Source organism: Streptococcus henryi DSM 19005, from assembly GCF_000376985.1.
In the GTDB taxonomy this organism is placed as follows: domain Bacteria; phylum Bacillota; class Bacilli; order Lactobacillales; family Streptococcaceae; genus Streptococcus; species Streptococcus henryi.
Window position 1 is genome coordinate 1 of sequence record NZ_AQYA01000035.1, and the last position, 21,370, is coordinate 21,370.

Annotated in this window: 19 protein-coding genes and 1 pseudogene; 19 read left to right on the forward strand and 1 reads right to left on the reverse strand. The window is 39.5% G+C overall.

The features are described from left to right. From F601_RS13240 to F601_RS0107895, 14 genes and pseudogenes are all read left to right on the forward strand, one after another. Positions 1-211 (forward strand): annotated as a pseudogene (locus F601_RS13240) (sigma-70 family RNA polymerase sigma factor); the annotation flags it as partial. A gap of 159 nt (positions 212-370) precedes the next feature. Next, positions 371-637, forward strand: coding sequence for an ACT domain-containing protein (locus tag F601_RS0107835; protein ID WP_018165122.1), 267 nt, complete (start codon positions 371-373; stop codon positions 635-637). Between the two features lie 18 nt (positions 638-655). Next, a complete protein-coding gene (locus F601_RS0107840) occupies positions 656-1,993 on the forward strand; it encodes a PFL family protein (protein ID WP_018165123.1) in 1,338 nt (445 codons plus the stop codon). An 88-nt stretch (positions 1,994-2,081) separates the two neighbouring features. Next, on the forward strand, positions 2,082-2,774 hold the full coding sequence (locus tag F601_RS0107845; RefSeq protein WP_018165124.1) for a histidine phosphatase family protein: 693 nt from the start codon (positions 2,082-2,084) through the stop codon (positions 2,772-2,774). Positions 2,775-2,777: 3 nt separating this feature from the next. Continuing rightward, positions 2,778-3,539: a M15 family metallopeptidase gene (locus F601_RS0107850; RefSeq protein ID WP_018165125.1), complete on the forward strand. Its 762-nt coding sequence runs from the start codon at positions 2,778-2,780 to the stop codon at positions 3,537-3,539. Then, positions 3,536-4,123 (forward strand): glycoside hydrolase family 73 protein, encoded by a 588-nt coding sequence (locus F601_RS0107855; RefSeq protein ID WP_018165126.1) that lies wholly within the window; start codon positions 3,536-3,538, stop codon positions 4,121-4,123. Before F601_RS0107850 ends, F601_RS0107855 begins: the two co-directional genes overlap by 4 nt. Before the next feature lie 134 nt (positions 4,124-4,257). Continuing rightward, complete coding sequence (gene hrcA / locus F601_RS0107860) at positions 4,258-5,292, forward strand: heat-inducible transcriptional repressor HrcA (protein WP_018165127.1); 1,035 nt, start codon at positions 4,258-4,260, stop codon at positions 5,290-5,292. Between the two features lie 14 nt (positions 5,293-5,306). Next, entirely contained in the window at positions 5,307-5,870 is a 564-nt protein-coding gene (gene grpE / locus F601_RS0107865) for a nucleotide exchange factor GrpE (protein WP_051070626.1), read from the forward strand. A 476-nt stretch (positions 5,871-6,346) separates the two neighbouring features. Next, positions 6,347-8,176, forward strand: coding sequence for a molecular chaperone DnaK (gene dnaK / locus F601_RS0107870; protein WP_018165129.1), 1,830 nt, complete (start codon positions 6,347-6,349; stop codon positions 8,174-8,176). Positions 8,177-8,698: 522 nt separating this feature from the next. Beyond that, on the forward strand, positions 8,699-9,838 hold the full coding sequence (gene dnaJ, locus F601_RS0107875; RefSeq protein ID WP_026183156.1) for a molecular chaperone DnaJ: 1,140 nt from the start codon (positions 8,699-8,701) through the stop codon (positions 9,836-9,838). Positions 9,839-9,998: 160 nt separating this feature from the next. Next, positions 9,999-10,748: a tRNA pseudouridine(38-40) synthase TruA gene (truA, locus tag F601_RS0107880; protein WP_018165131.1), complete on the forward strand. Its 750-nt coding sequence runs from the start codon at positions 9,999-10,001 to the stop codon at positions 10,746-10,748. After that, the gene (locus F601_RS0107885) at positions 10,738-11,502 is read left to right on the forward strand and encodes a bifunctional hydroxymethylpyrimidine kinase/phosphomethylpyrimidine kinase (protein ID WP_018165132.1); all 765 of its coding nucleotides are present in this window, start codon (positions 10,738-10,740) and stop codon (positions 11,500-11,502) included. Before truA ends, F601_RS0107885 begins: the two co-directional genes overlap by 11 nt. Then, the gene (locus tag F601_RS0107890) at positions 11,492-11,962 is read left to right on the forward strand and encodes an ECF transporter S component (protein WP_018165133.1); all 471 of its coding nucleotides are present in this window, start codon (positions 11,492-11,494) and stop codon (positions 11,960-11,962) included. Before F601_RS0107885 ends, F601_RS0107890 begins: the two co-directional genes overlap by 11 nt. A gap of 3 nt (positions 11,963-11,965) precedes the next feature. After that, on the forward strand, positions 11,966-12,529 hold the full coding sequence (locus tag F601_RS0107895; RefSeq protein WP_018165134.1) for a TIGR01440 family protein: 564 nt from the start codon (positions 11,966-11,968) through the stop codon (positions 12,527-12,529). A 145-nt stretch (positions 12,530-12,674) separates the two neighbouring features. Here F601_RS0107895 and F601_RS0107900 read toward each other — a convergent pair whose 3' ends face one another. Further along, the gene (locus tag F601_RS0107900; protein WP_026183157.1) at positions 12,675-13,517 is read right to left on the reverse strand and encodes a mechanosensitive ion channel family protein; all 843 of its coding nucleotides are present in this window, start codon (positions 13,515-13,517) and stop codon (positions 12,675-12,677) included. A 179-nt stretch (positions 13,518-13,696) separates the two neighbouring features. Between F601_RS0107900 and tig the strand changes: the two genes are divergently transcribed. From tig to F601_RS0107925, 5 genes are all read left to right on the forward strand, one after another. Next, a complete protein-coding gene (tig, locus tag F601_RS0107905; protein ID WP_018165136.1) occupies positions 13,697-14,980 on the forward strand; it encodes a trigger factor in 1,284 nt (427 codons plus the stop codon). A gap of 200 nt (positions 14,981-15,180) precedes the next feature. Continuing rightward, on the forward strand, positions 15,181-15,759 hold the full coding sequence (gene rpoE, locus F601_RS0107910) for a DNA-directed RNA polymerase subunit delta (RefSeq protein WP_018165137.1): 579 nt from the start codon (positions 15,181-15,183) through the stop codon (positions 15,757-15,759). A gap of 180 nt (positions 15,760-15,939) precedes the next feature. Further along, positions 15,940-20,340, forward strand: coding sequence for a PolC-type DNA polymerase III (locus tag F601_RS0107915; RefSeq protein WP_018165138.1), 4,401 nt, complete (start codon positions 15,940-15,942; stop codon positions 20,338-20,340). 113 nt (positions 20,341-20,453) lie between these two features. Next, positions 20,454-20,702: a hypothetical protein gene (locus F601_RS0107920; RefSeq protein ID WP_018165139.1), complete on the forward strand. Its 249-nt coding sequence runs from the start codon at positions 20,454-20,456 to the stop codon at positions 20,700-20,702. A 157-nt stretch (positions 20,703-20,859) separates the two neighbouring features. Next, positions 20,860-21,285 (forward strand): MarR family winged helix-turn-helix transcriptional regulator, encoded by a 426-nt coding sequence (locus tag F601_RS0107925; RefSeq protein ID WP_018165140.1) that lies wholly within the window; start codon positions 20,860-20,862, stop codon positions 21,283-21,285. The last annotated feature ends 85 nt before the right edge of the window (positions 21,286-21,370 follow it).

Below are 21,370 nucleotides of genomic sequence, written 5' to 3' on the forward strand. Positions count from 1 at the left end.
AATCAGTGAAGTGGGCCATTTAGTAAGCAGTCAGGAGATGGTTTTGGATGACTATGTGGCTTATTACGATGTTTTGGATCGCGTTAGGGAAGGTTTAGGAGATAAGGAGAAGAGGAGCTTAGATCGCTTATTGGCTGGAGAACGTTTTGAAGGTAGGAAGGCTCTCTTAAGAAAGATGGCGCCATGGTTTATTGATTTTAGGGAGGGATAGTTTTTGTATTACCTTTTCCATTGTGTTTATGAATTATAAGTCTAAGATTTTGATATTTCGTTCGTGAATTTTGAAAATATTTTCGGAAAATTCTCTATTTTATGGCTTTTTTTGCTATAATATGGTAAAATTGAACAAATTCATTTATGGAGGATTCTTATGAAGGCGATTATTACTGTAGTTGGTAAGGATAGAACAGGTATTGTTGCAGGGGTTTCAGCTAAGATTGCTGAGCTCGGGTTAAATATTGATGATATTTCTCAGACTGTTTTGGATGAATTCTTTACGATGATGGCTGTGGTTTCATCTGACGAGAAAAAAGACTTTACTAAATTGCGTTCAGAGTTTGAAGCATATGGTGAGACTCTGAATGTTAAAATTAATATTCAAAGCTCTGCTATTTTTGATGCTATGCATAATTTGTAAGATTGGAGATAGGTAGAAATGGATATTAGACAGGTTACTGAAACCATTGCAATGATTGAGGAACAAAATTTTGATGTTCGTACTATCACGATGGGAATTTCTCTTTTAGATTGTATTGATACTGATATTGACCGTGTTGCTGAGAAAGTTTATAACAAAGTAGTTTCTAAAGCTTCTAATTTGGTAAAAGTTGGTGATGAGATCGCTGCGGAATTAGGTATTCCAATTGTTAATAAGAGGGTTTCTGTAACACCAATTTCTCTTATTGGGGCAGCTACTGATGCTACTGACTATGTTCCAATTGCAAAAGCACTTGATAAGGCAGCTCATGAGATTGGGGTAGATTTTATTGGTGGTTTCTCTGCCTTGGTACAAAAGGGTTATCAAAAAGGTGATGAGATTCTCATTAATTCAATTCCAAAAGCGTTAGCTGTCACAGACAAAGTGTGTTCATCAGTTAATATTGGGTCTACAAAATCTGGTATTAATATGACCGCTGTCCGTGATATGGGGCGTGTTATTAAGGAAACAGCCGAGCTCTCTGAGATGGGACCTGCAAAATTAGTTGTTTTTGCTAATGCTGTTGAGGATAATCCATTCATGGCTGGTGCCTTTCATGGTGTCGGAGAAGCTGATGTCGTTATCAATGTTGGGGTCTCTGGTCCAGGTGTTGTAAAACGTGCTCTTGAAAAAGTTCGTGGTGAGTCTTTTGATGTCGTTGCTGAAACAGTCAAAAAGACAGCCTTTAAGATTACACGGATCGGTCAATTGGTTGGGCAAATGGCTTCAGAACGTCTCGGTGTTAAATTTGGTATCGTTGACCTTTCTTTAGCTCCTACCCCTGCTGTTGGAGATTCAGTTGCTCGTGTTTTGGAAGAGATGGGTCTTGAAACAGTTGGAACGCATGGGACAACAGCTGCCTTAGCTTTGCTTAATGACCAAGTTAAAAAAGGTGGTGTGATGGCTTGTAATCAAGTTGGTGGTTTGTCAGGTGCCTTTATTCCAGTTTCTGAAGATGAAGGTATGATTGCTGCTGTTCAGAATGGGTCATTGAATCTTGAAAAACTTGAAGCCATGACAGCTATTTGTTCAGTTGGTCTTGATATGATTGCTATTCCTGAGGATACTCCATATGAAACCATAGCAGCTATGATCGCTGACGAGGCAGCTATTGGTGTTATCAATCAAAAGACAACAGCAGTACGTATCATCCCTAAAGGAAAAGAGGGAGATATGATTGAGTTTGGTGGTTTGCTTGGAACTGCACCAGTTATGAAAGTGAATAAAAATTCTTCAGCTGATTTTATTGCACGTGGTGGTCAAATTCCAGCTCCGATTCATAGTTTCAAAAATTAATAAGAAAACAAACACTTGCTGGTTTTGCAAGTGTTTTCTTTAAATGTTATAATTAACAATAATAGAAGATTTAAGTATGGAGGAGAAAATGGTAGAAACAAAGTTATACATTGCACGTCATGGTAAAACAATGTTTAATACAATTGGCCGAGCTCAGGGATGGAGCGATACTCCTTTAACTGAATTGGGTGAGCAAGGTATTAAAGAACTTGGTCTTGGCTTAAGATTAGCCGAAATCCCATTCAAAGCTGCTTACTCAAGTGATTCAGGTCGTACAATTCAAACAATGGAGATCATTTTACGTGAAACTCATAATGAACACCTTCCATATAAGCGTGATAAGCGTATTCGAGAATGGTGCTTTGGGAGTTTGGACGGTGGTTATGATGGTGAACTGTTTTTTGGTGTTCTACCTAGAACCAAGGCTTTTGAAGGTGGAAAAACAGTTAAAGATGTAACTTACCCTGAATTGGCTCAAAGTATTGTCGAAGTTGATACGGCTGGCTGGGCAGAATCTTGGGAAGTTTTGAGTGAGAGAATTTGGGACGGCTTCACAGCAATTGCTGAGGAAATGGAAGCAAGTGGTGGAGGCAATGCCATAATTGTCAGTCATGGTATGACAATTAATACTTTTTTATGGCTGATTGATAATAATCGTGAAAAACTCAGCTTAGATAATGGTAGTATTTCTGCTGTTAGTTTTAAAGATGGAAAGTTTACAATTGAAGCAATTGGTGATATGTCATATCGTCAAGCTGGTCAAGAATTATTAGAAAAATAAAGAATGAAAAAAAATAGTTTTTTAGGAATAGTATTACAAATTTTAGTTGTTCTTGTGTTTTTAATGTGTTTGTATTTATTTATCCAAGACAAAGAGGTTCAAGTTGAAAACCAATCAAGTAATGAAATCTCGGTTCAATCTACAGAAACATCAAGCTCACAAGTCAGTGAATCAGAAAATGGACTGCCTTCTGTCTTGTCTTCAGACTGGGAACTCGTATTGGTTAATCGTGATAACATAACTGAGGAGTTAAATCCAGAGGTTACAGAGATTGAGGGAATTCATGTTGATTCCAGAATTGCAGAAAATGTGCTAAATTTCTTAGCTGCAGCAAGAACAATTGATGCAAATGAGTATTTAATATCCGGTTATCGAAGTGTTGCCTATCAAGAAGAGCTATATGATTACTATGTTCAGCAAGAGATTGCTAATGATCCAAGTCTGACTCAAGAGGGTGCAGAAGAAGTTGTTCAAACTTATTCACAGCCGGCAGGGGCTAGCGAGCATCAAACAGGGCTAGCTATTGATATGAGTAATGTTGCTTCGCTTAATGAGAGTGATCCAGATGTGGTTCAGCAAATTAAAGAACTAGCTCCAGATTATGGTTTTGTTTTGCGATTTGCTGATGACAAGCAGGAAAGTACAGGTATTGGTTATGAAGATTGGCACTACCGTTATGTGGGAGTAGAGTCAGCTAAATATATGACAGAACACAATTTATCTCTAGAAGAATATATTGCAGTGTTGAAGGAGAGTGGCAAATGAGATCGCGACTATCCTTAAAGAAGTTTTTACTGATTCTGTTAGTTTTTCTACTCTTCATTATTTTTCCATTAATCTTGAATCGGTCAAAACCTAGTGCTAGTAAAAGTCAAGAACCGGTTTTATCAAAAACATCGTTTATAGAAAAGATTGCTCCTGCTGCTCAGAAAGTTGCTAGAGCTTATGGTGTAAGACCTTCAATTATTATTGGACAAGCTGCGCTGGAAACAGAATATGGGACCAGTCTTTTGGCAGATAAATATCATAATTTATTTTCTCAAAAAGCAAAAGCAAATCAAGAGAAAATTGTATTGATGAAATCTACATACTCAAAAGGAAAGTGGATAGAAAATCCAGAGACATTTGCTGTTTACTCAAGTTGGGAAGATTCAATTTATGATTATATGTATTCTCTTAAAAAAGGTGAGTTCTTAGACGAGGAACTTTATGTAAAGTTAGCCACTTCAAAAGGTTATAAGACTCCAGCTAAAAAGTTACAAGAATATTATTACTCAAGTGACCCGGACTATGCCCAAAAATTAATTGAGATAATAGAAGAAAATCAGTTAACAAGTTATGATGAATAAAAAATTAGCACTCTTTTTAAACGAGTGCTAATTTTTTGTGTTTTTTTCTTGACACCATTCTTAAAAGGAGTATAATTAAAACATAAGTTAGCAGTCGATGTTGTCGAGTGCTAAAGAGAGTGAGGTGATTGTGTTTGATTACACAACGTCAGAATGACATTCTAAATCTAATTGTAGAGTTGTTTACCCAGACACATGAACCTGTAGGTTCTAAGGCACTTCAAAGTACGATTGATTCGTCTAGTGCAACTATTCGCAATGACATGGCTAAACTTGAGAGACTTGGTCTTTTAGAAAAAGCTCATACTTCAAGCGGGCGGATGCCTAGTCCAGCTGGTTTCAAATACTTTGTTGAACATTCATTGAGTTTAGATAGTATAAATGAGCAAGATATTTATCAAGTGATTAAAGCCTTCGATTTTGAAGCCTTTAGACTTGATGATATTTTACAAAAAGCCAGTCAGATTTTATCAGATATGACAGGATATACGTCTGTTATACAGGATGTTGAGCCATCTCGGCAACGTTTGACAGCTTTTAATATCGTCCAGCTATCAAGCCATGATGCACTTGCGGTTTTGACATTAGATGAATCAAAGCCAGCAACAATTCAATTTGCAATTCCTAAGAACTTTTTAACTAAGGACCTTATTACTTTAAAAGAAATAGTTGATGAGCGGCTTTTAGGTCAGCCTGTCATGGATATCCATTACAAATTAAGAACGGAAATTCCACAAATTGTTCAAAAATATTTCGCTATTACTGATAATGTTTTAGATTTATTTGACTATATCTTTGCAGAGCTCTTTAAGGAGATGGTCTTTATTTCAGGTAAAGTTAATTCACTCGACTATGCTGATTTAAAAACTTATCGCTTTTTGGATAATGAGCAGAGCGTAGCTTTGACATTAAGAAAAGGTCTTCAAGAAGAGGAAATGGCAACTGTTCAGGTTGCTGATAGTAAGGAAGAAGCACTTGCAAATAGTACGGTTCTAACACACAAGTTTTTAATCCCATATCGTGGATTCGGTCTACTAAGTTTAATCGGTCCTATTGATATGGACTATCGCAGAAGTGTTAGTCTTGTAAATGTTATAGGACGTGTGCTTGCTATGAAACTTGGAGACTATTACCGATATCTGAATAGCAATCATTATGAAGTGAATTAGGATATTGAGGCATCATGCTAAAGAAAGTGAAAAATAAATTAAGGAGGCACTCCGTGTCAGAAGATATTAAAAATGAAGAGGTAGTAGAGGAAGTTGAAGTGACGGAAGAAGCTGTAGAAGAAACTTCTGAAACGCCTGAAAAATCAGATTTAGATTTGGCTAATGAGCGCGCTGAAGAGTTTGAAAACAAATATCTTCGAGCTCACGCAGAAATGCAAAATATTCAACGCCGTGCTAACGAAGAACGTCAAACCTTACAACGTTATCGCTCACAAGACTTGGCTAAGAAAATCTTGCCAAGTTTGGATAATCTAGAGCGTGCTCTAGCTGTTGAGGGCTTGACTGATGATGTTAAAAAAGGAATCGAAATGGTTCAAGAAAGCTTGATTCAAGCTCTCAAAGAAGAAGGAATCGAAGAAGTTCCAGTCGAAAACTTTGACCATAACCTACATATGGCAGTACAAACACTCCCTGCTGATGATGAACACCCAGCTGATAGTATTGCTCAAGTCTTCCAAAAAGGCTATAAACTTCATGAACGCCTTCTAAGACCAGCAATGGTTGTGGTTTACAATTAGGCGGTAAGACAGCTCAAAATATCTGGGAGATGTTTTGAGGTTGGAAATAAAAGAAGCCTAGCTTCTGTCAAAAAATGATTTCTTCGGTGGCAAGTCTTGGTTTTAAGTTGCCACTCTCTATAGGTCACTCCCCTGACCTATAGACTCCCGCAAGGCTGCCTAGAGTTTTCACAGTCATTTCTGACGAAGAAAACTCAGACAGCTACTGCGCATGTAAAGGTAGCAGAATTGCGTTGGACAAGATAAATCAGATCACATTTTACTAGATAACTTTCCCTAGGAAACAGTCTAGTAATTGGTAATTTGTCCGAAATGACAGAAAACTATGATAGAAAAAAGAAATATTACTTAAAATTTGAAAGGAATTGAACCCGAACGGAAAGCTCGGAATTTAGATAAACCGCCTTACACGCAAGCGTGCAGCGTTGGTTTCCTAGAATTTGTTTCGCTTTCTTGGTGTTCTTGGTATCTTAACTATGTCTAAAATCATTGGTATTGACTTAGGTACAACTAACTCAGCAGTATCAGTTCTTGAAGGAACTGAAGCAAAAATCATCGCTAACCCAGAAGGTAACCGTACAACACCTTCAGTAGTATCATTCAAAAATGGTGAAATCATCGTTGGTGATGCTGCAAAACGCCAAGCAGTTACAAACCCAGATACAATCATGTCAGTTAAATCATTGATGGGTACTGCTCAAAAAGTTGCTGCTAACGGTAAAGAATACACACCACAAGAAATTTCAGCAATGATCCTTCAATACCTTAAAGGTTATGCTGAAGACTATCTTGGTGAAAAAGTAACTAAAGCCGTTATCACTGTTCCAGCTTACTTTAACGATGCTCAACGTCAAGCAACAAAAGATGCAGGTAAAATTGCAGGTCTTGAAGTAGAACGTATCGTTAACGAACCAACTGCAGCTGCGCTTGCTTATGGTCTTGATAAACAAGATAAGGAAGAAAAAGTCTTGGTATTTGACCTTGGTGGTGGTACATTCGACGTTTCAATTCTTGAATTGGGTGATGGCGTCTTTGATGTATTGTCTACTGCAGGAGATAACAAACTTGGTGGTGATGACTTTGACCAAAAAATCATTGATTTCTTGGTAGAAGAATTCAAAAAAGAAAATGGCATCGATCTTGCCGCTGATAAGATGGCCCTTCAACGTTTGAAAGATGCAGCTGAAAAAGCTAAAAAAGATCTTTCAGGTGTTACCCAAACACAAATTTCATTGCCATTTATCACAGCAGGTGCTGCTGGACCTCTCCACTTGGAAATGAGCTTGTCACGCGCTAAATTTGATGATTTGACTCGTGACCTTGTAGAACGTACTAAAGTTCCAGTTCGCCAAGCCCTTTCAGATGCTGGTTTGTCACTTTCAGAAATTGATGAAGTTATCTTGGTTGGTGGTTCAACTCGTATTCCTGCTGTTGTAGAAGCTGTTAAAGCTGAGACGGGTAAAGAACCAAATAAATCAGTTAACCCAGATGAAGTTGTTGCTATGGGTGCTGCTATCCAAGGTGGGGTTATCACTGGTGACGTTAAAGATGTCGTTCTTCTTGATGTAACACCATTGTCACTTGGTATTGAAACAATGGGTGGCGTCTTCACTAAATTGATCGACCGCAATACAACTATTCCAACTTCTAAATCACAAGTCTTCTCAACTGCAGCAGACAACCAACCAGCCGTTGATATCCACGTCCTTCAAGGTGAACGCCCAATGGCAGCAGACAACAAGACTCTTGGACGCTTCCAATTGACTGACATCCCTGCAGCACCTCGTGGTATTCCACAAATCGAAGTAACATTCGATATCGACAAAAACGGTATCGTTTCTGTAAAAGCTAAAGATCTTGGAACACAAAAAGAACAACACATCGTTATCCAATCTAACTCAGGTTTGACTGATGAAGAAATCGAAAAAATGATGAAAGATGCAGAAGCAAATGCAGAAGCTGATGCTAAACGTAAAGAAGAAGTTGATCTTCGTAACAATGCTGACCAAGCTATCTTTGCTACTGAGAAAACAATCAAAGAAACTGAAGGAAAAGGTTTCGACGCAGAACGTGACGCAACACAAGCTGCTCTTGACGAATTGAAAGCTGCTCAAGAAGCTAACAATGTTGAAGACATGAAAGTTAAACTTGAAGCCCTTAACGAAAAAGCTCAAGCACTTGCAGTTAAACTTTACGAGCAAGCTGCAGCAGCCCAACAAGCGCAAGCAGGTGCTGAAGGTGCACAATCAACTGATTCAACAAACAATGGTGATGACGTTGTTGACGGTGAGTTTACTGAAAAATAAGATGTGAGAGCGTTAAATGAACGACAGAAAAATAGGAACTTGACGTTGAATATCTGCATTCAAGGAAAGTTATCTTTTTTCCGAAGTTCTTAGCTCGAACTCAATTTAGCTGAATGACATAGAGAGGATTAGGCTCCTTACGTCATAACTATACACTCAATCACAGAGGTTGCAAACCAGCCTCTGTTTTTGGGTAACTGGAGATGTGATAAATTCTATCCTTCTGCAACTGGTCAAGACTATTATGCTCTCTTCCTAGAAAATCTAGACAGGATAGAGATTGAAATAGTAAGCAACAGTGAATAACACTTTCTAAAAATCTTATTCTAGTAAATGAAAATGCGACCGAAGGTCGCTCAGCCGATAATTTTCGCCGTGGTTAGAGTAACAGTAGCGAATGCTACAGTTACGAGGGGATTTTTGAAACCTTTGGGTTAAAAATAAGCAATGAAACGCTTAGTCGCTCGCTTGCGTCTCCACCACTTAATAAAATTATCAATAAAACAACAAAAAGGTATTAAAATGAATAATCAAGAATTTTACGATCGTCTTGGGGTATCCAAAGATGCCTCACAAGATGAGATTAAGAAAGCATATCGTAAGCTTTCAAAAAAATACCATCCAGATATCAATAAAGAGGCTGGTGCTGAAGAAAAATATAAAGAGGTTCAAGAAGCTTATGAAACTTTAGGTGATGAGAAGAAACGTGCTTCTTATGACCAGTTTGGACCTGCTGGAGCAAATGGTGGTTTCGGTGGCGGAGCTGGTGGCTTTGGCGGTTTTGATGGTGCTGGTTTTGGTGGGTTTGAAGACATCTTTTCATCATTCTTTGGTGGTGGCGGAGGTATGCGAAATCCTAATGCACCACGTCAAGGTGATGACCTTCAGTACCGTGTTAACTTGAGTTTTGAGGAAGCCATCTTTGGCGTTGAAAAAGAAGTTTCTTACAATCGTGAAGCATCATGTTCAACATGTTCTGGAACTGGAGCTAAACCTGGCACAAGCCCTGTAACATGTGGTCGTTGTCATGGACAAGGAGTTATCAATGTAGATACTCAAACACCTCTTGGTATGATGCGCCGTCAAGTAACTTGTGATGTCTGTCATGGAACAGGTAAAGAAATTAAAGAACCATGTACTACTTGTCATGGAACTGGCCATGAGAAGAAAACTCACAAAGTTTCTGTTAAAATTCCTGCAGGTGTTGAAACAGGTCAACAAATTCGCTTGCAAGGTCAAGGTGAAGCCGGATTTAATGGTGGTCCATATGGTGATCTCTTTGTCATCATCAATGTTTTGCCAAGTAATAAATTTGAGCGTAACGGTTCAACGATTTATTACACGATGAATATTAATTTTGTTCAAGCGGCATTAGGTGATACTGTTGAAATTCCAACAGTCCATGGCGATGTTGAAATGACTATTCCTGCTGGAACCCAGACTGGGAAGACATTCCGTCTAAAAGGTAAGGGTGCACCTAAATTGCGTGGCGGTGGTCAAGGTGATCAACACGTAACAGTTAATATCGTTACTCCAACTAAGCTGAATGAAGCACAAAAAGAAGCTCTTAAAGCATTTGCAGAAGCAAGCGGTGATAAAGCTGTGAATCCTAAACGAAAAGGGTTCTTTGATAAAGTTAAAGATGCTTTTGAAGGTGAATAAGAAATCAAATAAAAATAACGCTCAATCGAGTGTTATTTTTTTGTTAATATAATCGACTTTTCTTGGCACAAATATAGCAAATAACAAATCTTATTCTGTCCCCGGACAGTTTTTGACTGCGCTACTAGTTAATTAGCTTAAGTAGTGGTAAAATAATGACATGACTAGATATAAGGCAACTATTTCCTATGATGGTACTCTCTTTGCTGGTTTCCAGCGCCAGACTAAGGTGCGCTCGGTACAGGAAGAGATTGAAAAAACTTTAGAACGTTTAAATAGCGGAGTTCCTGTTAAGATACATGGGGCAGGACGGACAGACTCTGGTGTTCATGCCTACGGACAAGTTATCCATTTTGATTTACCTCAGGCGCGTGATGCTGAACGCTTGCGCTTTGGACTGGACAGTCAGCTTCCTGAGGATATTGATGTGGTAGCAGTTGAGCAGGTTGGGGATGATTTTCATGCTCGCTATAATAAGCACAATAAGACCTATGAATTTTTAGTGGACAATGGTCGTCCTAAGAATCCCATGATGCGAAACTATGCGACTTCTTATCCCTATCCCTTAGATTTATCTCTTATGCAAGAGGCTATCAAGGATTTGGAAGGGACACATGATTTTACAGGCTTTACAGCTTCAGGAACAGCGGTTGAAAATAAGGTTCGTACCATAACAAGGGCAACTGTTAATCAAGATTCTAAAACAGGCTTTCTAGTTTTTACCTTTTCAGGCAATGGCTTTCTTTATAAACAGGTCCGCAATATGGTGGGGACCCTCTTGAAAATTGGCAATGGTCGCATGCCGGTCAGCCAAATCAAGACTGTCTTGGAGTCTCAAAATAGAAATCTGGCTGGTCCAACTGCGGCTGGCAATGGGCTTTACTTAAAGGAGATTATTTATGAAGACTAACTACATTTTAGCTATTTCAGGCAATGATATTTTTAGTGGTGGTGGCCTCTACGCTGATTTGGCAACTTATACGACCAATCATTTGCATGGCTTTGTAGCAGTGACTTGTTTGACAGCAATGACTGAAAATGGTTTTGAAGTTTTTGCGACGGATAATACTGTTTTTGGTCATCAGTTAAAGAGTTTGAAGGATGTGGATTTTGCAGGAATTAAACTTGGTCTCTTGCCTAATGTGGATGTGGCTGAGCAGGCACTGGACTTTGTGAAAGCACATGCTGGTATTCCAGTCGTTCTGGACCCTGTACTTGTCTGCAAGGAAAGTCATGATGTTGAAGTCAGTGCTCTGCGTGAAGAACTTTTGAAATTCTTCCCTTATGCGACCATCATCACTCCTAATTTGGTAGAAGCTGAGCTATTGTCCCAAAAAACAATCAAAAGTTTGGAAGATATGAAGGCTGTGGCTAAGGAACTCCATGAACTTGGTGCTAAAAATGTGGTTATCAAGGGTGGAAACCGCTTGAGTAAGGAATTAGCTCTTGATGTTTTTTATGATGGTCAAGACTTTAAGGTCCTGGAGAGTCCTGTTTCTTCTAAAAACAATGTTGGTGCGGGCTGTACCTTTGCTTCTAGTATTGCCAGTCAATTGGTGCTAGGAAAAACACCGCTTGAGGCTGTTGAGATTTCTAAGGACTTTGTTTATCAGGCAATTCTACATTCAGATCAGTATGGAGTGAAACAAAATTATGAGAACTAATAAGACCAAGGAATTAACGCTACTTGCAATTTTGACTGCCCTCAGTGTGGTTTTGGCCTACATCCATGTGCCAACACCGACAGGTTTTTTGACACTTTTAGATGTTGGTATCTACTTTACAGCCTTCTATCTGGGTTCTAAGGCTGGGACGATTGTTGGTGGTCTGTCAGGCTTCTTGATTGACCTTCTGCTAGGTTATCCCCAGTATATGATTCATAGTTTGATTGCCCATGGGGCCCAAGGTTATTTTGCTGGCTGGAAGGACAAGAAGCGTATTATCGGCTTAGCCTTGGCTAGTCTTGCCATGGTTGGCTGGTATGTAGTAGCTGCCTTAGTTCTAGGATATGGATTGGGAGCTGCCCTGGCTGGTATTTTTGGCAATGTCCTCCAGAATTTCTTTGGTATGGGACTTGCTTATCTCTTGTTTGTTGCTTTTAAGCGTTTTGATAGAAAGAGGTAGATTATGAACTTGCAGGATTTGGAGAATCAAACACGGACTATAGTGCTTGATATCATTGACCGCTCTGCTATTAAAAAAGGCCAAATCTTTGTTCTAGGCCTATCTTCAAGTGAGGTTGCTGGTGGTCTTATCGGGAAAAATAGCAGTGCAGAGATTGGTGAGGTCGTTGTTAAGACTATTTTGGAAGAGCTCAAGGCGAAAGGGATTCAGCTAGCAGTGCAGGGCTGTGAACATCTTAATCGTGCTTTAGTTGTTGAGCGTCAGGTGGCAGAAGATAAGGATTTAGAAATTGTCAATGTTATTCCTAATCTGCATGCTGGAGGAAGCGGTCAGGTTGCTGCTTTCAAATACATGGATGACCCTGTTGAGGTTGAAGAGATTGTTGCTCATGCCGGTCTCGATATCGGTGATACTTTTATCGGTATGCATGTTAAGCGTGTTCAAGTCCCACTGATTCCTGTCCAAAGAGAATTGGGCGGTGCTCATGTGACAGCCCTAGCTTCCCGTCCAAAATTAATTGGTGGTGCGCGTGCAGATTATGCTACAGATCCAATTCGTAAGTTTTAATACCCTATGAAAATCAAAATGATAGGTCGTTAAGCCTCTTCGCTTACCTTTAGGCGTGCCTTTGTTGTCTTTCCATGTTTGATTTTGATTGGCTTTAAAGATAAAAATATTTGGAATTTAAAAATCTGGATTTAAGGGTCCAGATTTATTTTTTTGTAATTATTGTAGCATTGGGAGTAGCTAAGATGATGTTATTAGTTAAGAGACTTTCCTGATATAGTTTATAAAAGGCAGAGTAAATTTTACTTTGACTACCATGTTGAACGAAGATATCAACTCGGAAGACCAGTTGACCATTAGTGGTGGTACGTGGTCCAAGAACTTTAGGAGCTTCCACGATTTCAGGAAAGTTTTCTAAGTTTTCTTTATTGGTTTCCTCGATAATTCTAGTAACTTCATCTAGGTCTGTATTGGCAAAAATAGGAAGATCAATTTGAGCTCGCATGGCACCACGAGACTTGTTACTGACAACCGATATACTGCGATTAGTAACGAAATGGAGAGTACCATCAAAACCACGGATTTGTGTAGTCCGGATACCAACGCTTGAAATAGTACCTTCAACTGATCCGATAACGATAGAGTCACCTACCTCAAACTGATTCTCCAAAAGAATGAAGAAGCCATTAACGACATCAGTAAGAAAACCCTGTGCCCCTAAACCGATGGCCAACCCAGCAATCCCTGCTCCAGCTAAAAGGCTTGAAATAGGTACACCTAGGACGCTTAAAATGCTGTAAATCAGGAAGAAGTAAAAGACATAATTAATGATGTTTTTTAAAAGTTTTATAATAGTCTTTTGTCTGGCAAGTGATTGACGGGAAAGTCCGATTGATTTTTCAATGGTGTGCTTAAAGATAAAACTTATGATGCGTTTAGCTATGGCAAAGACAATCAAAAGCAGAATAAGTGAAATTACTTTTGATAACAAAGTAAGAGCAATTTCTTCGGCATCAAGTTGTTGAATATATTTTGTGATAATGTTCATAGACATAGTTTAGTAAAAAAATATCAACAAGGCAAGTTTTAAACAGAAAACATGAGCAATGTGACGCTAGATATGATAAGGCTCTCAAAATTGATAATATTTTGCACAAAAAACTTTAAAAAGCCCGTGAAATATGATAAACTAAGCTGTATACAAAATTTTTAAGGAGAAATGACTAAATGTCTACATCATTTGAAAACACTGCTACTAACCGTGGCGTGATTACATTTACAATTGGTCAAGATAAAATCAAACCAGCTCTTGACAAAGCATTTAATAAAATTAAAAAAGAATTGAACGCACCAGGTTTCCGTAAAGGACATATGCCACGTGCCGTATTTAACCAAAAATTTGGTGAAGAAGCACTTTACGAAGATGCTTTGAATGCAATCTTGCCATCAGTTTACGAAGCAGCTGTTGCTGAACTTGGTCTTGATGTTGTTGCACAACCAAAAATTGATGTTGTTTCAATGGAAAAAGGACAAGATTGGAAATTGACTGCAGAAGTTGTAACTAAACCTGAAGTTAAACTTGGTGACTACAAAGAACTTGAAGTAACTGTAGAAGCTTCTAAAGAAGTGACTGACGAAGAAGTTGATGCTAAAGTTGAACGCGAACGCAACAACCTTGCTGAATTGGTTATCAAAGAAGATGCAGCTGCTGAAGGTGATACAGTTGTTATTGACTTCGTTGGTTCAGTTGATGGTGTTGAATTTGACGGTGGTAAAGGTGATAACTTCTCACTTGAACTTGGTTCAGGTCAATTTATCCCAGGATTTGAAGACCAATTGGTTGGTTCAAAAGCTGGTGAAACTGTAGAAGTAAACGTTACTTTCCCAGAAGATTACCAAGCTGAAGATCTTGCTGGTAAAGCAGCACTCTTCGTTACTACTGTTCATGAAGTTAAAACTAAAGAAGTTCCAGCTCTTGACGATGAATTGGCAAAAGACATCGACGAAGAAGTTGAAACACTTGATGAGTTGAAAGCTAAATACCGTAAAGAACTTGAAGCAGCTAAAGAAATTGCATTTGACGACGCTGTTGAAGGTGCTGCGCTTGAATTGGCTGTTGCAAACGCTGAAATCGTTGAATTGCCATCAGAAATGGTACATGACGAAGTTCATCGTGCTATGAACGAATTCATGAGCAACATGCAACGTCAAGGGATCTCACCAGAAATGTACTTCCAATTGACAGGTACAACTGAAGAAGACCTTCACGCACAATACGAAGCAGATGCTGACAAACGTGTGAAAACTAACCTTGTTATCGAAGCTATCGCAGCTGCTGAAGGATTTGAAGCAAGTGATGAAGAAATCGAAAAAGAAATCACAGATCTTGCAACTGAATACAACATGGAAGTTGAACAAGTTCGTGCACTTCTTTCTGCTGATATGCTTAAACATGATATTGCTATGAAGAAAGCAGTTGAAGTGATTACAAGCTCAGCTAAAGTAAAATAATCATCTATTTCAGTTAAAAATTGAGATTAAAGGAGTCAAGGAGTCTTAGGATTCCTTGACTTTTTGTATCTTTTGGGAAAACTCTGATAAATCCTTTGACGAATTGCTCTTTTTAGCGTAAAATAATAAGGAACGATATTTATAGACAATTGGATTATTGTGGCTTTTTAGCTCATCCAAATATAATAAGGAGAATTGCCTTGGAATTAGAAGTATTTGCTGGACAAGAAAAAAGTGAACTTTCCATGATTGAGGTTGCTCGTGCTATCTTAGAAGAGCGTGGCCGCGATCATGAAATGTATTTTAGCGATCTTGTGAATGAAATTCAAACTTACCTTGAAAAATCTGACGCTGCTATCCGTGAAGCTCTGCCATTTTTCTATTCAGATTTGAACACTGACGGAAGTTTCATCCCACTTGGTGAAAATAAATGGGGTCTTCGTTCATGGTATGCTATTGATGAAATCGATGAGGAAATCATTACTCTTGAAGATGAAGAAGAAGGTGCACCAAAACGTAAAAATAAACGTGTTAATGCCTTCATGGATGGTGATGAAGATGCTATTGATTACCGTGATGATGATCCAGAAGATGAAGATTTCGACCATAAAGAAGAGGAATTGGAATATGATGAAGAAGATCCAGATGATGAGAAATCTGAAGTGGAATCTTACGACTCAGAATTAAGTGAGATTATTCCAGATGATGACTTGGATGAAGATGTTGAAATCAACGAAGAAGATGAAGAAGAAGACGATTTTACAGAGGAAGAAGAGTAATTTTGTCGGACTATTGGCCTTGCCTTAGGGTGAGGTTTTTTTCTTTAGAGAATATCGAAAAATAGTCTAAAATATGGTAAAATGATAGTCGTACTCTGCGAAAAATAAAATGTTGCTATTAGGCTGATTTTAGTTGATTAATCAGTTAATTTAAGCTTGCAAAAAGAGGTAATTAAATTAATGTCAGACTTATTCAATAAACTCATGGATCAGATAGAAATGCCGCTTGAAATTAAGACTTCAAGTGCCTTTTCGACTGCCGATATTATTGAGGTTAAGGTCCATGCTGTGTCACGTCATTGGGAGTTTCATTTTTCTTTTCCAGAGATTTTGCCTCTAGAAATCTATCAAGAATTGCAGACTCGTTTGGTCAATACCTTTGAAAAGGCTGATATTAAGGCTACTTTTGATATAGTAGCTGAAAAGGTAGATTTTTCTGAGGATCTTATTTCTGTTTACTACCGCGAAGCTTTTAGTCAGCCACTTTGCAACAGCGCCAGCTTTAAGAGTAGTTTTGCTAACCTCAGTGTGTCCTATGATGGTCAAAAGATTCTGATTTCTGCGCCAGCCTTTGTCAATAACGACCATTTCCGTATCAATCACCTGCCTAACTTGGAGCACCAGTTCCAGCTCTTTGGTTTTGGCAAGGTTTCTTTTGATATGGTGTCGGATGAGGTCATGACTGAGGAGCTCAAGTCTGAATTTACCACTTCCCGTGAGGCTTTGGTGGAAAAAGCGGTGCAGGAAAACCGTGAGGCGGTTAAGTCCTTGGAGGCTTCTATGCCACCAGCCGAGGAAAAAGCTGCGCCTCAGCCCCAGTTTGACTTCAAAGAAAGAGCCAAGCAGCGCCAAGCTGGTTTTGACAAAGCTGAAATTACCCCTATGGTTGATGTCACAAATGAGGAAAACCGTATTGTTTTTGAGGGTATGGTCTTTAGTATAGAACGCAAGACAACTCGTACTGGCCGCCACATTATTAATTTTAAAATGACCGACTACACATCCAGCTTTGCCATGCAAAAATGGGCTAAGGATGATGATGATCTCAAAAAGTATGACATGATTGCCAAGGGAGCATGGTTGCGTGTTCGTGGAAATATTGAAAATAACCAATGGACCAAGGCCTTGACCATGAATGTTCAGGATGTTAAGGAAATTGTTCATCATGAACGCAAGGACCTTATGCCTGAGAGACAGAAGCGTGTTGAGTTCCATGCTCACACCAATATGTCTACCATGGATGCCTTGCCTACAGTTGAAGATTTGATTGCGACAGCTGCCAAGTGGGGACATTCTGCTGTGGCCATTACTGACCATGGCAATGTGCAGAGTTTCCCGCATGGTTATCATGCAGCTCGTAAGAAGGGCATTAAAGCTATCTTTGGTTTGGAAGCCAATATCGTTGAAGATAAGGTTCCAATCGCCTATAATCCTGTGGATATGGAGCTTAATGAAGCGACCTATGTGGTTTTTGACGTGGAAACCACAGGTTTGTCTGCGGTTAATAATGATTTGATTCAGATTGCGGCTTCAAAAATGTACAAAGGTAACATTATTGAACAATTTGATGAGTTCATTGATCCTGGTCACCCTCTGTCTGCCTTTACAACGGAATTGACAGGGATTACAGATAACCATGTCAAGGGTTCTAAGCCTATTTTGCAGGTTTTGCAGGAGTTTCAGGATTTCTGTAAGGACACGGTTCTGGTTGCCCATAATGCTACCTTTGACGTTGGCTTTATGAATGCCAATTATGAGCGTCATGGTTTACCTCGTATTACACAACCTGTCATCGATACCCTTGAATTTGCTCGTAATCTTTATCCAGAGTATAAGCGTCATGGTTTGGGTCCTCTGACCAAACGATTCCAAGTGGCCTTGGAGCACCACCATATGGCCAACTACGATGCGGAAGCAACTGGTCGCTTGCTCTTCATTTTCTTGAAAGAGGCGCGTGAGAATCGCGACTTGACCAATATGAGTGAGCTCAATACGAAGTTGGTGGCTGAGGATTCATACAAGAAAGCTCGTGTTAAGCATGCCACCATCTATGTTCAAAATCAGGTTGGGCTAAAAAACATCTTCAAATTAGTTAGTCTATCTAATGTCAAGTATTTTGAAGGGGTGGCTCGTATTCCTAGAACGGTCCTAGACCAACACCGTGAAGGTTTGCTTCTGGGAACTGCCTGCGATGAGGGTGAAGTTTTTGATGCTGTGCTTTCGTCCGGTGTCGATGCTGCCGTCGAAGTGGCTAAGTACTATGATTTCATCGAAGTTATGCCGCCTGCTATTTACGCTCCGCTATTGGCCCAAGGAACCATCAAGGATCAAGAGGGGATTGAGCAGGTCATTCGTGATTTGATTCAAGTTGGACGTAAGCTTGATATGCCGGTGCTTGCGACTGGGAATGTTCACTATTTGGAGCCTGAGCAAGAGATTTATCGCGAAATTATTGTCCGCAGTCTGGGTCAGGGGGCTATGATTAACCGTACTATTGGTCGTGGGGAAGGTGCCCAGCCTGCTCCCCTTCCTAAGGCTCACTTCCGTACAACTAATGAAATGTTGGACGAATTTGCCTTCCTTGGTAAGGATTTGGCTTATGAGATTGTGGTTACTAATACACAAGATTTTGCCCAGCGTTTTGAAGAGGTGGAAGTGGTTAAGGGAGACCTTTACACGCCATTTATTGATAAGGCAGAGGAGCAGGTTGCTGAGATGACCTATCAGAAGGCCTTTGAAATTTATGGCAATCCTCTTCCAGATATTGTTGACTTGCGGATTGAGAAAGAGTTGACCTCTATTTTGGGGAATGGGTTTGCTGTGATTTATCTGGCTTCTCAGATGCTGGTACATCGTTCCAATGCGCGTGGTTACTTGGTAGGTTCTCGTGGATCTGTCGGTTCAAGTTTCGTAGCCACCATGATTGGGATTACCGAGGTTAACCCTCTGTCGCCTCACTATGTCTGTCCAAACTGTCAGCACAGCGAATTTATCACAGATGGGTCAGTCGGATCAGGTTATGATCTTCCTAATAAAGACTGTCCTGAATGTGGTAGCCGTTATACTAAAGATGGACAAGATATTCCTTTTGAAACCTTCCTTGGTTTTGATGGGGACAAGGTGCCTGATATTGACTTGAACTTCTCTGGAGACGACCAACCCTCAGCCCACTTGGATGTTCGTGACATTTTTGGTGAGCAATATGCTTTCCGTGCAGGTACAGTAGGTACGGTTGCTGAAAAAACGGCCTTTGGTTTCGTTAAGGGCTATGAACGTGATTATGGTAAGTTCTATCCAGAAGCGGAAGTGGAACGTTTAGCGACTGGTGCAGCTGGAGTAAAAAGGACAACTGGTCAGCACCCGGGTGGTATTGTTGTTATTCCAAACTATATGGATGTTTATGATTTCACACCTGTCCAATACCCTGCTGATGATAACACGGCAGAATGGCAAACCACTCACTTTAACTTCCACGATATTGATGAGAACGTGCTTAAACTTGATGTTCTGGGGCATGATGATCCGACCATGATTCGTAAACTTCAGGATTTATCTGGAATTGATCCTCAGGATATTCCAGCAGATGACCCTGATGTCATGGCCCTTTTCTCAGGTACCGAGGTTCTTGGTGTAACTCCTGAACAGATTGGAACGCCTACTGGTATGCTGGGAATTCCTGAGTTTGGGACTAATTTTGTTCGCGGAATGGTTGATGAGACTCATCCGACTACCTTTGCGGAGCTTTTGCAGTTATCCGGACTCTCGCACGGAACAGACGTTTGGTTGGGGAATGCCCAAGACTTGATTAAAGAGGGAATTGCCACCCTAAAAACTGTTATCGGCTGTCGTGACGATATCATGGTTTACCTCATGCACGCGGGTCTTGAACCTAAAATGGCCTTTACCATCATGGAACGTGTGCGTAAGGGGCTCTGGCTTAAGATTTCTGAGGAAGAACGCAATGGCTATATTGCTGCTATGAGGGACAACAATGTACCTGATTGGTATATCGAGTCTTGTGGGAAAATCAAGTACATGTTCCCTAAAGCCCATGCGGCAGCTTATGTGCTTATGGCCTTGCGCGTGGCCTACTTTAAGGTTCATCACCCAATCATGTACTACTGTGCTTATTTCTCTATCAGGGCCAAGGCCTTTGAACTGAAAACCATGAGTGCTGGTCTTGATGCAGTTAAGGCTCGGATGGAGGATATTAAGGAAAAAAGGCAGCGCAACGAAGCCACTAACGTTGAAAATGATCTTTTCACTACCCTTGAAATTGTCAATGAAATGCTTGAGCGTGGCTTTAAATTTGGTAAGCTGGACCTTTATAATAGTAACGCACTTGAATTTAAAATTGAAGGCGATACTCTTGTCCCACCTTTTGTGGCCCTTGAAGGTTTGGGAGAAAACGTTGCTAAGCAATTGGTCAAGGCACGTGAAGATGGAGAATTCTTATCCAAGATGGAGCTCCGCAAACGTGGTGGCCTCTCTGCAACATTAGTTGAAAAAATGGATGAAATGGGAATCTTGGGCAATATGCCAGAAGATAACCAACTCAGCCTATTTGATGATTTTTTCTAAAATGTGAGAACTCCGCAATTTCGATTGAAGCTATCTAATAATGGAGAGTTAGATATGTAGTTCTATTTAGAAAAGGCATACTTTAAATATTATGATTAGAAAAGGTTTATTTTGTGGAATTAAATCAGTTAAGACACCGATTGAAAGAGACTATTAGTCGTTCAAGTATCTCTGTTAAAGAAGTTGATACATTTGTAAATAATGTTATTTTTAGTGCTGGAGGAAGCGACGTGACATCTACAATTAAGAAAAGTTTACGTTTACCCCTTACCAAGCAAAAAATGAAAATTGTCCTTATCTCAAATGAAGATGAGGAGCATCTCAATGTTTATGTTTCGAAAGGTGTGCTCAGACTCAAATAAGTAAGATTCTGAGAAAAATACTCCATTGTCAGATAAAGAATAGAAGCAGTTCTCAACCCAGGGCTGCTTTTTTTATCATATTTTATAAGCTCTGCTATTTGTGAAAAACACTAACTAGTGTTAAAATAATAAAGGAATGTTATGGAAAGGAGAAGATATGACGAGATTTAAAAATGCTGCAGTCAAATCTATGGTTGTGATGAGAAAAGCTTTTAGAACAATTGATGCTAAGGTTTCAGAACCTTTTAAAGAATTTGGATTAACAACTACTCAGTTTGGTGTTCTTGATGTTCTTTACGCCAAAGGGGAACTGACAATCGGTGAATTGATTGAAAGTATGTTAGCAACCTCAGGTAACATGACGGTTGTTATTAAAAATATGGAAAAAAAAGGCTGGGTGACGCGTGTGACTTGTCCAACTGACAAACGTGCCTATTTGGTTAGCTTGACAGAAGAAGGAAAGTCTTTGATAAAGAAAGCTTTACCTAAGCACATTGCGGCTGTTGAAGAAACTTTCTCTGTGTTAACTGAGTCTGAACAAGAAACCCTTATTGAACTTTTAAAAAAATTTAAAAATGTTTAAACGCTCTAGAAATAGGGTGTTTTTCGTTTAAGAAATGCTTTCAAATAGTAGAACTAAATAAACTTTAAAAAAATAATAATATTTT